The organism is Nitrosomonas sp. Is35, assembly GCF_033063295.1.
In the GTDB taxonomy this organism is placed as follows: domain Bacteria; phylum Pseudomonadota; class Gammaproteobacteria; order Burkholderiales; family Nitrosomonadaceae; genus Nitrosomonas.
In genome coordinates, this window is record NZ_JAWJZH010000001.1 from 1,347,742 (window position 1) to 1,363,161 (window position 15,420).

General features: G+C 45.5%; 14 protein-coding genes and 1 other RNA gene. 4 read left to right on the top strand and 11 right to left on the bottom strand.

Annotated features, from left to right (window positions below):
* Window positions 1-50: 50 nt before the first annotated feature.
* The 6 genes from ssrS to smc form a co-directional block, all read right to left on the bottom strand.
* Window positions 51-227, bottom strand: a non-coding RNA gene (gene ssrS, locus R2083_RS06210) — 6S RNA.
* A gap of 31 nt (window positions 228-258) precedes the next feature.
* Window positions 259-558 (bottom strand): cell division protein ZapA, encoded by a 300-nt coding sequence (locus tag R2083_RS06215; RefSeq protein WP_317530889.1) that lies wholly within the window; start codon window positions 556-558, stop codon window positions 259-261.
* The gene (locus tag R2083_RS06220; RefSeq protein ID WP_317530888.1) at window positions 551-748 is read right to left on the bottom strand and encodes a hypothetical protein; all 198 of its coding nucleotides are present in this window, start codon (window positions 746-748) and stop codon (window positions 551-553) included. Before R2083_RS06220 ends, R2083_RS06215 begins: the two co-directional genes overlap by 8 nt.
* A gap of 134 nt (window positions 749-882) precedes the next feature.
* Window positions 883-1,128, bottom strand: coding sequence for a CDGSH iron-sulfur domain-containing protein (locus tag R2083_RS06225; protein WP_317530887.1), 246 nt, complete (start codon window positions 1,126-1,128; stop codon window positions 883-885).
* A gap of 234 nt (window positions 1,129-1,362) precedes the next feature.
* On the bottom strand, window positions 1,363-2,538 hold the full coding sequence (locus R2083_RS06230; protein ID WP_317537885.1) for a cell division protein ZipA C-terminal FtsZ-binding domain-containing protein: 1,176 nt from the start codon (window positions 2,536-2,538) through the stop codon (window positions 1,363-1,365).
* A gap of 101 nt (window positions 2,539-2,639) precedes the next feature.
* A complete protein-coding gene (gene smc / locus R2083_RS06235) occupies window positions 2,640-6,179 on the bottom strand; it encodes a chromosome segregation protein SMC (protein WP_317537886.1) in 3,540 nt (1,179 codons plus the stop codon).
* 93 nt (window positions 6,180-6,272) lie between these two features.
* Here smc and queF point away from each other — a divergent pair, with 93 nt between their 5' ends.
* The gene (gene queF / locus R2083_RS06240; protein ID WP_317537887.1) at window positions 6,273-6,692 is read left to right on the top strand and encodes a preQ(1) synthase; all 420 of its coding nucleotides are present in this window, start codon (window positions 6,273-6,275) and stop codon (window positions 6,690-6,692) included.
* A 155-nt stretch (window positions 6,693-6,847) separates the two neighbouring features.
* Entirely contained in the window at window positions 6,848-8,134 is a 1,287-nt protein-coding gene (locus R2083_RS06245) for a LysM peptidoglycan-binding domain-containing protein (protein WP_317537888.1), read from the top strand.
* 39 nt (window positions 8,135-8,173) lie between these two features.
* Here the strand turns inward: R2083_RS06245 and R2083_RS06250 are convergent, their stop codons facing one another.
* On the bottom strand, window positions 8,174-9,631 hold the full coding sequence (locus R2083_RS06250) for a leucyl aminopeptidase family protein (RefSeq protein ID WP_317537889.1): 1,458 nt from the start codon (window positions 9,629-9,631) through the stop codon (window positions 8,174-8,176).
* A 173-nt stretch (window positions 9,632-9,804) separates the two neighbouring features.
* Here R2083_RS06250 and R2083_RS06255 point away from each other — a divergent pair, with 173 nt between their 5' ends.
* Window positions 9,805-10,599 (top strand): thymidylate synthase, encoded by a 795-nt coding sequence (locus tag R2083_RS06255; protein WP_317537890.1) that lies wholly within the window; start codon window positions 9,805-9,807, stop codon window positions 10,597-10,599.
* Window positions 10,596-11,105, top strand: coding sequence for a dihydrofolate reductase (locus R2083_RS06260; RefSeq protein WP_317537891.1), 510 nt, complete (start codon window positions 10,596-10,598; stop codon window positions 11,103-11,105). The genes R2083_RS06255 and R2083_RS06260 overlap by 4 nt, the downstream gene beginning before the upstream one ends.
* Before the next feature lie 112 nt (window positions 11,106-11,217).
* Here R2083_RS06260 and R2083_RS06265 read toward each other — a convergent pair whose 3' ends face one another.
* The 4 genes from R2083_RS06265 to dcd all read right to left on the bottom strand — a co-directional run bounded on the left by R2083_RS06265 (window position 11,218) and on the right by dcd (window position 15,419).
* Entirely contained in the window at window positions 11,218-12,393 is a 1,176-nt protein-coding gene (locus tag R2083_RS06265) for a type III PLP-dependent enzyme (RefSeq protein WP_317537892.1), read from the bottom strand.
* A 363-nt stretch (window positions 12,394-12,756) separates the two neighbouring features.
* Window positions 12,757-13,520 (bottom strand): IS5 family transposase gene (locus R2083_RS06270; protein ID WP_317529838.1). Its coding sequence is split into 2 segments (ribosomal slippage): window positions 12,757-13,205 and window positions 13,205-13,520, totalling 765 coding nucleotides; the frame shifts between segments, so codons are not numbered across the junction.
* 32 nt (window positions 13,521-13,552) lie between these two features.
* Window positions 13,553-14,818, bottom strand: a complete 1,266-nt coding sequence (locus tag R2083_RS06275) for a TIGR03790 family protein (protein WP_317537893.1) — start codon at window positions 14,816-14,818, stop codon at window positions 13,553-13,555.
* 34 nt (window positions 14,819-14,852) lie between these two features.
* Window positions 14,853-15,419, bottom strand: a complete 567-nt coding sequence (gene dcd, locus R2083_RS06280) for a dCTP deaminase (RefSeq protein WP_121164714.1) — start codon at window positions 15,417-15,419, stop codon at window positions 14,853-14,855.
* Between the last annotated feature and the right edge of the window lies 1 nt (window position 15,420).

Sequence of the window (15,420 nt, forward strand, 5' to 3'; positions counted from 1 at the left end):
GAAAAAACTAAAAAGGACAAGAGATGTTTGAAATATCTCTTGTCCTGCAATAGCTCCCCACATATGCCGTCAGACCGTCATCTTGAACCATAGGGTCCAAGGTGGTTGCTTCATGGATACATCAGGAACATCCCGAAAGGACGCGCACAACAGTATCACTGTAATCCACAACCATTTTCTAAAAATGGTTCAAAGAATATAAGTCTAAACGAACACCGCAGGGATTAACCTTATTTACAACTGTAACTCTTCACTATGCTAACTTTCTTTATCGGTCAGAACTTCATCTACTTTCTTTCTTAATGAAACAATTCTACGCCGAAATTCATCGATGTCAAAACCAGTTCCATTACGCAACATCAGCAGTTCATGCGCAATCTGCAACGCTGCGATAAGTGCGATGCGATCAGAGTCAACAATCTTTCCTTCTGCTCTGATTTCTTGAATTTTTTTATCAAGATAAGCTGCGGCAAGCAGAATTTCCTCACGCTCTTCATCGGGGCAGGCAATACAAAAATCCCGTCCCATGATGTTGAGGTTTAGCGGTTCATTATTCATTATCGGGTATGTTTAACAAAAGTGTTTCAAGCCGATCCGCCGTGACATGTATTTTCTCATTTAATTTCTCGCAATGCGCATGTGAGTCCGCAAGTTCTTCGCGCAGTTTTTTATTTTCAGTGCTGGTATCTTGATACAAGCGTAAAAGTAGAAAAACTTTATTTTCTAAGGATTTCAGTTCTGTTTCCATGGGGCACTAATTTATGAACTATTAAAAGGGTTAATGGGTAACCAAATCTACAATTCTTATGCTGTGCCCGGGTATTCACTGAAATATTATTATTTTTGTTGTTGTTTTTTTATAGAGACTTTATTTACCGGTACTTATAGTTTGCGATGTGTGCCATCACAAAAAGGAGCATTACCGGTTTTTTTGCAGGTACATAACCATGCAGTTTTATCTTCGCTCACACTAAATTTTTGGGGTGTAAATTCTGTATTTTTATGCGAACCGTCGCAAAAAGGCTGGGATTTGCTGCGGCCGCACGTACACCAATAATAATCTTTTCCGGATTCCAGTTTGACTTCGATTGGTGAAAAAGGTTGGTTTGTGTTCGAGGTATTATCCATTTTATCTTTTTATCAATAAGTTATTTAATAATTGTCTGGTAGTGATTCTAGGTATTCAGTAGGTCTTATCACTAAATTATAATATTTATCATTATTATAGCTATCATTCTACAATTATCGCTGAACTATATCGGCTAACTATCTATTGTTAATGCTATTTATTGAAACAATTGACAGTTGTTCTAGCGATTACGGATGCTCACAGATTTAACTTTAATTTTTTATTAAAAATATTTATACAAATAACCGCAAAGCGCTCGGACTGCCAGCGTTGATATGATTCTTTTTCATTGCGGTTTGTATTTCGATGAGCTGTTGCTTGCTTCTTTGAATCCCACTGTCACTCAGCGGGACACGGTTATCGTCAACCATGATTCCGCCCAGTGTATTAGAGAAAATCTTCGCTAGATGCGTCATCTGATCGAATACTCTTTCTCCTTGCGCGACTCTGGGTACATCCAATAAGAAAGTAACGCCATGCGTTGTTAACGATTTCATGTTTTCTGGCAAGAACGGAGGAGATTCATAATTGCTCAATATGAACAATACGTTATTACTCTCATCGCGATACTTGAATAATCCCTCCGATTCCAGTTTAAATGCGGAAGCTTCGGCCAACGCGCGAATCTTGGTGCCGACAAACGCGCCGTTGTCCTTGCTGATGATGTTAATGCCGATCATGACATCCACATCGGCGCAGAATTTGTCCAGTTGAACAGCTTTTTCGTGTGCACTGACGATATCCGGGCATTCTGCTGTGGCATGAACTTGCGCTGCGAAATCTTGCACCAGATCGCGGAATTTGGATAAATTGACTTCGCTGATCGGCCCCGCTCTATCGGCAAGCTGCAAGCAGCCTTTTAAATGGCTGTAACCGTCGCTATCGACATTGGATTCATTGGTAATCTCCTCCCATGGTTCATTTTTATCTTGTTGGCCGAGCCAGTATACCGTTTTGCCGAAATCGAATTTCCGTTGCAGTAACTTCGCGATATGGGTATTGGGGATAACGGACTCGGAGCGGATATTGACGATGTAATTTGAATTGCCGTCGTAATCCAATAGCGGCGAAGCGGCCGACGAAGGTGTGGCCGTGGCGGTGCTGATAGGGATATTGATTGCAGCTGGAGCAGGCGGTGCTACCTGCGGTCTTTTCGGTTCACTCGCGGGCGTATCGATTGGCGCAAAAGTATCAAACGGAATATCCGCCGGGACTTTATTGAATTTTGGCTCAATACGCTGAAACGGCTCATCGGAATTCTGTTCATCGAGCAGAATGTCATCGTGGTTATGATCGAACGCAGCTTGAATTTTCCGCCGGTAACGCAGTTGTTGCCACCAGTTGAAGACAACGACACCGGCAATAACGATGATGCCGATGATGATCAAGCTTATCTGCAAGTCACTCATACTCAATATCTCCATATTATTTCCCTGCTATTTCGCACAATTGCCGTTACGTGTAGTATTAAAATTAAATTATGTCAGCTTTATGGGATTAATCACAGTCATTAGATAGCAGGCTGTTTTTCGCGTTTGCCCATTTGTACCGCCGCAGCAAGGTCGACAGCTACTATCCTTGATACCCCTTGTTCTTGCATTGTAACTCCAATTAATCGCTGCGCCATTTCCATCGTGATTTTATTATGGCTGATGAATAGAAATTGCGTTTGTTTTGCCATGGTTTTCACCAGTTCGCAGAAACGGCTGGTGTTGCTGTCGTCCAGCGGAGCATCCACCTCATCCAACAAGCAGAAAGGCGCCGGATTGAGCCGGAATAGGGAGAAAATCAATGCCAAAGCCGTCAATGCTTTTTCTCCGCCGGATAATAATTGGATCGAGCTATTTTTTTTCCCCGGTGGTTGCGCGGTCAGCAATAAGCCGGCATCTAAATTTTTATCATCACAGAATTCGAGCCGGGCTTGCCCACCGGCGAATATAACCGGAAAAATCTCGCTTAAATAGGTATTTACTTGAGTGAATGTGTCTTGCAAACGTAATTCGGTTTCCCGGTCAATTTGCTGGATAGCGCTTTCCAAAGTTGCAATGGCTGCATTCAAATCCTGTAATTGCATCAGCAAACTGGATTCTCTGCTCCGGCCATTCTCGAGCTCCTCCAATGCGGCAAGATTCACGGCTCCCAGCGCAGCAATTTCCGCATTTAGTTTTTCGATCTCAGAATGCAGCCCGGTAACACTTTTTTTGGCAATTAAAGGTAATAACAATCCGGTATCAACATGAGCGTCTTGGATCAATTCATCAAATTGGCCCATGGCGATACTCGCCGCTTGTTCCTTGAGCCTGGCTTGATTCATGGCTTCGCGCAGCGCATGCGATTTTTGCTCCGATGCCATCCGGGCTTCTTCGATGCGCCGTAAATGGTTGATGGTATCCTCAACGGCTTGCCGTGCTTGCAATGCGGTTTGTTCAATCGATTTGCGCTGTGTGCGGGCGGCGTCTAAGCGGCCGGTGAGTGGAGCAACATTCAGCGCATCCATTTCGCTGAGCAAGTTAGCTTGGTTTTGCGTTAAATGTTGCAGTTCTTCATCCAGCGACTGGATGCTCGACTCGATTTCCATGATTTTGTTCTGGCAAGTTTGCGCCTGAAACGCTGCTTCTTGCATCGCGCGGGTCGATTGCTGGATGTTTTGCCGCTGCCATGCAAGTTGCTGATTGGCCGTTTCCCAGGCGAGCTGTGCTTGTTGCGTTTGCTCCTTGAGCGCGGCAATTTTTTGCTGATTTTCCTGCAAATTGATGGTTGCGGATTTTTGCAGCGCGTACTCGTGTTCCAAGGCTTGCCCGATTTCCATCAACTCAGCATTGATCTGGTTATGACGGTGCGTTGCGCGTTCGCTGGCTTGTGACAATTTGACCGCATCCAGCTGTAATGCATGCCGCTGCTGCTGCAATTGCTTACTGTTTTTATCAATCGTTTGAATGGCATTGTTCAGTTCGGCGGACTGCTGCTCGGTTTTGGCCAGCAGATCGCGTTGCATGCGCAGGGCGGGTTCGAGCTGATCGATTTCTTTTTGTATTTGAATGAGCTCTTGCTGTCTTGATAAAACCCCATGCAATTGCGAATCGGGTGCATAAAAAGTGATACTGGTGCGGGTCAGGATGTGCCCCTGGCGGGTAACGAGCAGATCGCCGGAGCTCAGAGAATTCCTGTTGCTGAGACCTTCTTGAATATCGCCGGCGATATATACATTTTTTAACCAATGGTCCAGTACAGATTGGATTTCAGGCTGATTGACCGTGATGCAGGAGAGTAATTTTTGACCTGTGTGGTTGTGAGTGTCATTGGACGATAAATCACCGGCGATGGCGGATTTTTCATGCAGCGACCATTTCCCCTGCGGCACGCCGTCGATCCAATCGAGGATACTATCCAGCTGCTCAATCTCAATACTGTTAAGCCGTTCGCGCAGAATCGCTTCCAATGCGTTTTCCCACTCCGGCGCTATGCTGATTTTCTGCCATAAACGCGGCAGCGTATTCAGCTGCCGTTGATGAAGCCAAGCGATTAAGCTTTGGTTGTTTTCCAGTTTCTGCTGCAGATTTTGCAATGCCGTATAACGGGCCGATGCTTGCGACAATGTCTGCTGCAGTTCTTGAATTGTTCTGACAATATGCTGTTTAGATTGGGTTATTGCCGAAAATTGTGTTTCGATTTTCTGATGCTTCAGTTGTTCTTCTTTTAGTCTATTTTCAGTGTCATCGATCTGATGCTGCAATTGCGTCAATTGGTTAGGATCAATGAGCACAAATTCGCTTTGCTCTTGCAATAGGCGGGTATGGCGCGCTTCAAGCTGCTGAATATTTTTTGCCGCATGAACGAGTTGATTGTCTTCCAGGCGGCTGGTTTGTTCGACGAGCAGTAAATCCTGCCGGAGCTGGTTTAATTTTTCCTGACAAGCATGAAAATTTGCCTCAATGGCCGGGAGTTTGCCGTTTTCTTCATGACATTTTTGAATGCTATCTTGTTGCGCTGATTCAATTTTTATTTTTTCCTGCTGCCAATGCGCCAGATTTTCCAGTTTGCTAGATTTCAACTGATTATTTTTTTGCAGTTGATTTTCAACTTGTTGCGTTTGTTGCAGCAGGCGATCATGCGTGCTGTTTAGATGATTGATTTCTTGCGTCAAACGTCCAATTTCGGCATCAGCCGTATACAATTGCCCCTGTGCCTGGAGCAATTGGTCGTTAACAGCATGTTCTTGGGCGCGTGCTGTTTCATAGTCTTTTTCCGCTTGCTGCTGACTTGCAAGTACAGTTTCCAATTCGGCTGCCAGCTTCTGAATGTCTTGTTCCGCACGCTGCTGCTGTTTTTGCGCCTCGGTTCTACGCAACAGCCATAGCAGGGATTGCGAGTGGTGCAGATTTTCCTGCAATTGTTTGTATTGTTGCGCGATTTTTGCTTGTACTTCCAGATGCTGCAGCTGTGCGCCCAATTCCTGGCAAATATCTTCCAAGCGGGTAAGATTTTTTCTCGATTCAGCAAGCCGGGTGGACGTTTCGTGCCTTCTTTCACGATACTGGGAAATTCCTGCGGCCTCTTCGAGGAAGTTTCTTAATTCCTGCGGCTTGGCTTCAATAATGCGGGAAATCATGCCCTGTTCGATAATGGCATAACCCCGGCCTCCGACACCCGTTCCCAGAAAGAGATCGGCAATATCCCGGCGCCGCACGGGCAGATTATTGATGTAATAACTTGAATTGCCATCGCGTTGAATGACACGTTTGATGGCGATCTCGGCGTAGCTGGACCATTGTCCGGTAATTTTATTGAGGTGGTTGTCAAAGACGATTTCCACACTGGCGCGGCCAACCGCTTTGCGGTTATCCGACCCAGAAAAAATGACATCCTGCATCGAATCGCCCCGCAAAGCGGACGCTTTCGATTCTCCCAGCACCCATCTTACGGCGTCGATGATGTTCGACTTACCGCAACCATTAGGGCCGACGATACCAACCAGATCTTGCGAAACGGGAACTACAGTGGGATCGATGAATGATTTGAAGCCGGCGAGCTTGATATGAGCTAGGCGCAATTTTTTGTTTATTGGGTAAGGCAGTTATAATAAATAAAGCGCATGACACATTTTATCACTGTAACCGAATTAATTTAACTACGAGCATGAAGAATGACCAGCAAACCTGAAAAAACACTTGAGACCTTCCCGAATCCGTTTACCAGCAGGGATTACCATATTCATATGGAGATTCCTGAATTCACCTGTTTGTGCCCGAAAACGGGACAACCCGATTTCGCCACTTTAATTTTGGATTATATTCCAGACAAAAAATGCGTCGAGCTTAAAAGCTTGAAACTCTATATCTGGTCGTACCGGAATGAAGGGGTGTTTCATGAAGCCGTAACGAATAAAATTCTCGACGATCTCGTCGCTGTTTTAAAGCCTCGCTATATCCGGCTAACTGCACGTTTCTATGTGCGCGGCGGTATTTTTACCAATGTTATCGTCGATCACCGGAAAAAAGGATGGCAACCAAAACCGGTAGTTTTACTGCAAGAATTCAATAGTCAGTCGAATATTCGCGAATGATTCTTAATAATTATCTTGAAGATAGTTGTATAATATTATGATTTTTAAATTTATTTGTTAAATTTTCACTCTCTTTTTTGTAAAAAATAGTTTGCAAATGCGAAAAATTTATATATCCTGTTAGTCGATATGGATATAGAAAATAATATATGTAAATGATTTTAAAAAGAAATAGCCTTGTTTTACTGATATCGTTAGTACTTGGATTTTGTTCATTTATAACACTGAATGCATTTGCGGACACATTAGTACAAGATAAGATTCAGTATCATGCAAATCTCTGGAGTCGTATACAAAACGGTTTTGCGTTGGCACCGCCGCCCGATAGTAAAGCAATTCGTAAAATAGGCGCCTCCTATACACAGAATCCAGAGTTATTTAACCGCATTATTGCCAATAGTGAGCGGTATCTCTTTTATATTGTGGAGGAGGTTGAGCGCCGTGGCATGCCGATGGAAATCGCACTGATGCCGGTCATCGAAAGCGCTTACAATCCACTGATAAAATCCAATAGTCAAACGGCGGGTTTGTGGCAATTTCAGCCCGAAACGGGGAAAATCCTAGGGTTAGCGCAAAATGTATGGCACGATGACCGTCGTGACGTTATAGCTTCTACCCGAGCTGCACTGGATTATTTGCAGTATCTCCATGCGAAATTTGATAACTGGAAACTGGCCATCGCGGCTTACAATTTGGGCGAAGGTGTAGTTAGCAAGGTATTATCCAGAAGTCTTCATAAGGGCAGGTCGAGCAATTTTTATGATTTGAATCTGCCCAGCGATGCCAAGCATTATGTGTATAAGCTATTGGCGGTTAAAGATATCATAGTCAGTAGTAAGAAATATGGTATACAAATCCGGCCGATAGAGAATCGACCGTATTTTGATGAAATCAAAATACATGAACACATCGACATCCCTCTCGTTACCCGCCTTGCCAATATTTCCGAAGCTGAATTCAATGCATTAAATCCTGCTTACAATCGTTATGTTATCAAGGTGATGGATGAACCTCGCACGTTGTTATTGCCTAAAAGGAATAAAGATATTTTTTTGAAGAATCTTGAGACATATCAAGATCCTAGAGTATCTTGGCAAATTTATCATGTGAAGAAAGGGGAAAGTATCAATGAAATCGCAGCGCGCCATCAGACTACAGTGAAGCAATTGCAGGCAATTAACGGTATTGCGCGCAGCAAAAATCTTACCCTCGGACAAAAAATATTGGTACCACAGATTGTGTCAGAGAATTATAGCGATGCTGCCTCACTGAAGAAGAAACAGCTGCAGAATTATCAATCGAATGTTTATGTGGTGAAAAAAGGCGATACCTTATATGAAATCGCCAAGCGTTACGGTACGACCGTCAATCAGATCAAGCTTTGGAATAACAGTGATGAGAACTTGTCCATTGGTCAGAAGCTCATGATTGTAAGAAGTTAGGCGCTATCCCTGATTTATTTCTGATTGCAAATATCGATTTCAAACACTTTTTAGCAGCTCGATCGCCCAACTGACCCCAAATCCGGTAATATCGCTATCCACCGCGCCCAAGCCGCCCTTATGGCTGCTAGCCGATAAATCCATATGTAACCATGGTGTGTCGCTGACAAAGCGCCGTAGAAAACAAGCGGCGAGGATATGATCGAATTCTCCGCCTAGCTCGCACTGCTTGATATCCGCAATGGCGCTTTCAAGGCTTTCTTCGTAATCCGAGTCCATCGGGAAAACACACACACGCTCACCGCTTTCTTTGCCCGCGGCAACGGCGACTTGCAACAACTCATCGCGATTGCTGAAAATTCCGCTGTAACGGGATCCTAGGGCAGTTATCATACTGCCGGTCAACGTAGCGAAATCGATGATCAAATCGGGTTTTAATTGGTTGGCTAATGTCAAAGTGTCCGCCAATACCATTCGTCCTTCGGCGTCGGTATGCACGATTTCAATGGATAGCCCGCTGAGTGCCGTGATGATGTCATTTTGTTTATACGCCCGAGGACTGATGTGGTTTTGCGCAATGGCTAGCCAGCAATCTATTTTAATTGGGATTTCAGCGCGCGTTGCGGCAAGCAGAATGCCCAACGCGACGGCCGATCCGTTCATATCCTCATGCATTCCTTGCATATGCCGGGCCGGTTTCAGATTATGGCCGCCGGTATCAAAGCAAATGCCTTTTCCGACAATTGCGATAGTCTTATTGTCCGGATTTTGCTTGCCCTGATATTGCAGATGAACGATGGCGGCGTCTTCGGTATCACTGCCTTGTGCTACCGCCACAAAAGCGCCGGCGCCGATTTCTTTCAATTTATTGAGATCGTATTCCTGATATTTCCAGCCCTCATTCTCAGCCAATTTCTTAATTTGCTGGCGATAAGTGGTGGGTGTTAATTCATTGGCCGGTAATGCCGTCAAACCGCGCGCAAGCAAGTTCCCTTCTGCCCGGGCGCGTTGCAGCGTAAAGTTTCCAGCATCTTTGTAGCCATATAAAAAAATTTTCTCCAGCGGCTTTCTGACGGGTTTATTTTTGCGCACCGGGAGTACGGCGCCATTCACCCAGCTGGTAAAAACAGCCAGTTCGGAAAAGATTTTTCTTTGTTGCGTTGTGCCATGCACGGTAATATGCAATTCAACAGGATTTTCCCCAAGCAGCAATTTGACCGCTTTTCGCACGGTGGTTTGTTGCTCGAATACGGTTTGGTTCGTGTCGACCATTGCCCAAGCGCATAGCTCGCCATCGGGAAGATTTGCGCTGACTGGCGTTGCGATCAGATCCGTTAATTTGATCTCGCGGCGCAGAAGTAATTTATTCAGTGATTCTTCACCGGGAATATCATGTTTCTTAGGGAGCTTTTCTAACTTCGGGAGGATTACGAGAATATGCGATGCTTTAGTAGATGGATCGATCGATGATGTATTTTGGAAAAGGGATGCCAGCATTGAAAGCTTTCCTGTTGTATAGTTTTTTTTGAATGACAAAATTGTGCGTCATTGCATTAAGAATGATAGCTGTAATTAATATTGATATTATATACGTCTTATACCCATTGTGGCTGGGATAGACTTACAACGCATGGATTTATTCTGATTCTACCGGGGAGTTTCAAATAGGGATGCATCAATATCTCGAATTAATGCAGCATGTCATTGACCACGGTCATCGTAAATCGGATCGGACGGGAACGGGGACACTATCGGTTTTTGGCTATCAAATGCGTTTTAATCTGGCACATGGCTTTCCTTTGGTGACAACGAAGAAATGTCATTTGAAGTCGATCATTCATGAGCTGCTGTGGTTTCTACAAGGCAATACCAACATCGGCTATTTGCAGCAACATGGTGTATCGATATGGAATGAATGGGCTGATGCGAATGGCGATCTCGGCCCGATATACGGCCATCAATGGCGTTCCTGGACGACAGCGGAAGGCGGACATATTGACCAGTTGCAGCAGGTAATTCAGCAGATAAAAGATACGCCCGATTCGCGCCGTATGATTGTGTCGTCATGGAACGTGGGGGATTTGCATAAAATGCGCTTGCCGCCATGCCATGCTTTTTTTCAGTTCTATGTGGCGGATGACCGGTTATCGTGCCAGCTTTATCAACGCAGCGCGGATATTTTTCTCGGCGTGCCGTTTAACATCGCATCGTATGCCTTGCTGACGCTGATGATTGCGCAGGTGTGCCGACTCAAAGCCGGTGATTTTGTGCATACCCTGGGCGATGCGCATCTTTATCTCAATCATTTGGAACAGGCCCGTGAACAACTATCGCGCGAACCCAAACCTTTGCCAATCATGAAATTAAATCCCGATATCAGAGACATCTTGGGCTTTCATTATGAAGATTTCAGCTTGGAGAATTATGATTCCCATCCTGCTATCAAGGCGCCGGTAGCGGTATGACGGCATTACGTCTATCCATCTTGGTAGCAATGGCGAAAAATCGGGTTATTGGCCGGGATAATCGATTGCCTTGGCATTTACCGGCTGATTTGAAACATTTTAAGTTTCTAACGATGGGGCAAACCATTGTGATGGGACGTAAAACCTATGAATCGATTGGCAAACCTTTACCTGGAAGAGCCAATATCGTGATTACCCGCCAAACGGATTATGAAGTACCCGGTGCAGTCGTCGTCAATTCCTTGGAAGATGCATTGCTGGTATGTGAAGAGACCAGCACGATTGACACTGAAAATTTCATCATCGGGGGTGAGAAGCTTTACCAGCAAACGATTAAAATTTGCCAGCGCATGTATATCACCGAAATTCAAAGCAATTTTGATGGTGATGTGTTTTTCCCAGAATTTAATCCCGGCGACTGGGAAGAAACGCAGCGCGACAAACACGTCGAGGGAAATTTAGAATATCACTTTGTCGTGCTTGATCGTAAATCAAGCACGACATAAGCTATAATTCCCGTGATTTTTCAAGCTATTTGAAGCAGAAATGGTGAAGTAATGCAACCACTTCACCATTTCTATTGACGATTCTTAATCAGGCTTACCCAATTCTGGAAACTTAAATCACTTTTACATCAGGTAATGGAAAGCCATTAAAATTGCTGGCGTATGCCGTCGTATAGGCGCCTGCATTAGGAATATAGATGAAATCGCCTTCTTGTATGTCGTTGGGCAACATCAAGTCGTGCATCAGGATATCCACGGAGTCACAGGTTGGTCCGGCAACTGACCATGGAATATTGCTGCCTTTCCGATCGGTGAGAATCTCATAGCGTAAACCCTCGGTCATTTCAATGACACCGCCAAACATGCCTGCATCCCAGTACATCCAACGTTTTCCATTGCGCGTTGCTGTTCCAACCACGCGGCAGACAAAATAAGCCGAATCCGATACCAAATAGCGGCCTGGCTCTGCCATGATGCGGAAATTACCCGGTAAATCGGCAATAGCGGTATTAATGACTTCAGCAATAACTTCGATGGAAGGAATCGGTTTGATGTGGCGAACCGGGTAGCCGCCGCCGATATTGAGCAAGCGGGGATTCAAGCCAGCTAGTTGCATTTCAGCAAATACTTTTTTAGCCCGTTCGATACCGACACGCCAATTTTGCGGATTACGGCATTGCGAGCCGACATGAAATGTGACACCCGCTAGATCTGCTTTGAGTTTGGCGGCTTCTTGAATGATTTCATTGATATCGGCTAAGTGTGTGCCGAATTTTCCGGCTAATGGCCAATCGCTGCCGATATTGGGGGTATCGATGCGCAAATACATTTTTGCATCGGGTTTAACGCTGAAGATTTTACGCATTTCTTCAATGCTATCGAGTACGTACCACTCAACGCCTTTTTCTGCGGCGTATTCAAGATAAGCTCTGGATTTCATCGGATTGCTGTAGAAAATTTCAGCAGCCGGTACACCTAATTTGAGTAATACATCCAACTCGGCGATGGAGGCAATTTCAAAACCAGCGCCTTCTTCGATCAGTGTTTTCAGTACGCGCTCATCAGGATTGGCTTTCACCGCATAATGCGGATGCACTCGAGGCATTGCAGTCTTGAAGCGCCGGGTTTTTTGCCGGATTATATTGCTGTCAACCAGTAAAAAAGGTCGTCGATAACCTTCATTTAAAGCATTTCGGACATGCTCAAAATTCAGACTGACTTCAGGGTGCGTATCAAACAGAACTTCAGATTGGTCGGATTTTTGAAGTGTGGACGAGAGTATAGCCATGCATATGCTCCTTTATAAAACGCTACGTTTCAGGAATGTGAATATTTACTAAATCCGCGGGAGCAAAAAAGTTCTTGGTGCTTCTCATGATGACCTCCTTATCGGTGAATTTCCTGGATTTAAATTTGCACGCATTATAGTCTGCATTCGGGGCAAATCAAGCTTTTTTTATCTGTAATTATATTCAATATAAAACAATAGCTTATGTAGTTATAATTTATGCCCTATTAGACGGGTATTTAGCAAAAAAGTTTAGCGTGTTTTTGAAGTTTGTTTTGCGTGACTGTCTAGTTTTAATACACATGGAAATATTGAACGCACGATTTCTTGGATATCCATAAATTTGGAGTTGGTTAGGGCCTGTTAACACAATCTGATTGCTTCGACGATGAGAGCGAAGTGGATAAAGGAGATGAAGACGACATCGAGCTTATCGAACCTGGAGAAGATGCGGCGAAATCCCTTGAGCCTTCTGAACAATCGTTCGATCTCGTTGCGTTTTTTGTACATGGCACGGTTGTATTCCCAGGGTGACAAGCGATTTGCTTTGGGCGGAACAACCGGGATGTAACCCAAATCTAGTGCCAGTTGCCGGGTTTGGTCGCCCTCATAAGCACGATCCATCAGCAGGTAGGTGGGCGTATTGACGGGACCGAGGGAAAGCAAAAGCTGCCTGCCCTCTGGCGCATCGTGGGCGTGACCGGGCGAGAGGGCAAAGCCTATGGTTGTTCTGGAATCTGCGGCAACCAGATGAATTTTGGTGGTCCATCCACCTCGAGATTTTCCGATGGATTGGGGGCCGTTTTTTTTAACGCACCCGTACCGTCGGGATGGACTTTGATGCTGGTGCTGTCCAGCGAAACAGTTTCAATACGGATACGGATGATTTGCTGATGCTGAAGTTGCCCAAATACATGGCTCAGTACACCACTCTTTGCCCAGCGATTCATGCGGGTATAGATGGTATGCCAGTTGCCGAATCGCTTGGGCAGTCCTCGCCACTTGCAGCCATGCTCGGCAACGTAAAGAATGGCATTGAGAACTTGCAGATTGGAATGGCTGACGTTGCCACGCTGACGCGGCAGGCAGTGCTCGATCTGTTGATATTGAGTTTCGGTGATTTCCATCACCAAATTATATCAAATAGCGTTAACAGGCCCTAATTCCAGTGTAACTTCAAATAACCATCCGTTTTTTCATTGAACTTTAAAAGAAATCGATTCTCTCCGCGGCGAATGGTCTGGGGTCGCGAAGCTAACTTGAACGGTCCGGCAGCAGAATGTGATTTTTCTATTTTTAATCGTCCAACTCGGGGTGAGAAAATTTTCAATTCAAACCGGTCTGTACTCATTTCACGTAATAGTGGCGCAAATGGTTTCGCTAAAGGTTCGCCAATGAACACGCCTTGTCCCGGCCACGCGACGCTTTTCCAATAAGCCTCAAGCGCACTGGCGCCCAATGCATAATGAAACATGGCGACTACCGGGGACGGGAATTTTTGCGGGAAACTGCAGGGCTCAATGACCGTGCCATAGCTTGCCGTGGCGCCTGCTTCCAGCCAGCGCAAGCTGCTCATCTGGGAAGAATCGGTCAGCATGCCGCCCACCGATGTCAGGTGATCGGCCAGTGCACCGGGGATAAACTCGAGCGTGTCCAACGAGGATACGTGGGTAAGTCCGGTAAAATAAAACAGCACATCCTTGCGGTCTGAAATGAAATCGGCTTCCAATACCTGCACTGGAAAAATGCCGGTAAATTCTTTTGCCGTCTCAGCGAAAGTTATTGCGCGTGTACTGCGCGCTTTATCCGAGGTGTTCAACAAATATGCTTGACCTTTGGGAAATGTATGATCGGATGCAATGCCCCGGTCAATCAAATCCTTAATCTGCGTAAACGAAGTGCCGGCCAGCATCATAGCCGGACGTATCTTATAGTCATCGAATGGGTAAGAGCCGAGCGCATTGAAATAAGGACTCGGTGCTGTCGGTTCGCACTTATCGGCGCAGTATTTTTTGTCGAAGCCAAATGCCAAAGCGGAAGTCAGCGACATGCATTCCACCCGGTACGGAGCTGTCCAGGCGACGGCGAATGCTTGCACATGCTCAGGTGTAAGCCGGTCAATTTTAGCTTTCAGCTGCTTGAATTCCGTTGCAGTCAGGGTGGTGCGGCCGGGTGGGAAACGCAGATGAATGACATTGACTTCCGGTATCTGCCGTGCACGCTGATAGTAGCTGCCTACTTGCTGGGAGAGCGGGTCGCTGTCATTGATGATTATAGCGATATCTTCCGGCATTAAGCCGGTACGCGTCAGAGAAATATGCTGCAAAGCTTCTGCCGCAAGCGTCACGGGAAATGCAGAGAATAAAATCAACGCGAGAATAACTGGAAACCTTTTGATTCGTTTTGCGCATATTTGAGTCAACATCAATGAGTCTCCACATGGTTTTATTCCTTTGACTTCAAATTTTCGGCAATGTTACGCCTTGTTGACCCTGATATTTTCCGCCCCGGTCTTTGTACGATGTTTCACACACTTCATCCGATTCAAAGAAAATCACTTGCGCCACGCCTTCATTCGCATAGATTTTGGCGGGCAGGGGGGTGGTGTTGGAAAACTCCAGCGTGACATAACCTTCCCATTCCGGTTCGAATGGCGTGACGTTGACGATAATGCCGCAGCGCGCATAGGTCGATTTACCCAAGCAGATGGTCAGCACGTTACGCGGAATGCGGAAATACTCGACGGTGCGCGCCAGTGCAAAAGAATTAGGCGGGATGATGCAAACATCGCTTTTAACATCGATAAACGAATTAGAGTCAAAATTTTTCGGATCGACAATCGTGGAATTGATGTTGGTGAATAACTTGAATTCGTCCGAACAGCGGATATCGTAGCCGTAACTTGAAGTTCCATAGGAAACGATACGTTGATCGTCTTTATGGCGGATCTGGTCGGGCTCGAACGGCTCGATCATGCCGTGTTCGAGTGCCATGCGGCGTATCCATTTATCTGATTTAATCGTCATC

Coding starts and splice junctions, on each gene's coding strand:
- R2083_RS06215 (WP_317530889.1), bottom strand. CDS start 558: ATGAATAATGAACCGCTAAACCTCAACATCATGGGACGGGATTTTTGT.
- R2083_RS06220 (WP_317530888.1), bottom strand. CDS start 748: ATGGAAACAGAACTGAAATCCTTAGAAAATAAAGTTTTTCTACTTTTA.
- R2083_RS06225 (WP_317530887.1), bottom strand. CDS start 1,128: ATGGATAATACCTCGAACACAAACCAACCTTTTTCACCAATCGAAGTC.
- R2083_RS06230 (WP_317537885.1), bottom strand. CDS start 2,538: ATGAGTGACTTGCAGATAAGCTTGATCATCATCGGCATCATCGTTATT.
- queF (WP_317537887.1), top strand. CDS start 6,273: ATGACCAGCAAACCTGAAAAAACACTTGAGACCTTCCCGAATCCGTTT.
- R2083_RS06245 (WP_317537888.1), top strand. CDS start 6,848: ATGATTTTAAAAAGAAATAGCCTTGTTTTACTGATATCGTTAGTACTT.
- R2083_RS06250 (WP_317537889.1), bottom strand. CDS start 9,631: ATGCTGGCATCCCTTTTCCAAAATACATCATCGATCGATCCATCTACT.
- R2083_RS06255 (WP_317537890.1), top strand. CDS start 9,805: ATGCATCAATATCTCGAATTAATGCAGCATGTCATTGACCACGGTCAT.
- R2083_RS06260 (WP_317537891.1), top strand. CDS start 10,596: ATGACGGCATTACGTCTATCCATCTTGGTAGCAATGGCGAAAAATCGG.
- R2083_RS06265 (WP_317537892.1), bottom strand. CDS start 12,393: ATGGCTATACTCTCGTCCACACTTCAAAAATCCGACCAATCTGAAGTT.
- R2083_RS06275 (WP_317537893.1), bottom strand. CDS start 14,818: ATGTTGACTCAAATATGCGCAAAACGAATCAAAAGGTTTCCAGTTATT.
- dcd (WP_121164714.1), bottom strand. CDS start 15,419: ATGACGATTAAATCAGATAAATGGATACGCCGCATGGCACTCGAACAC.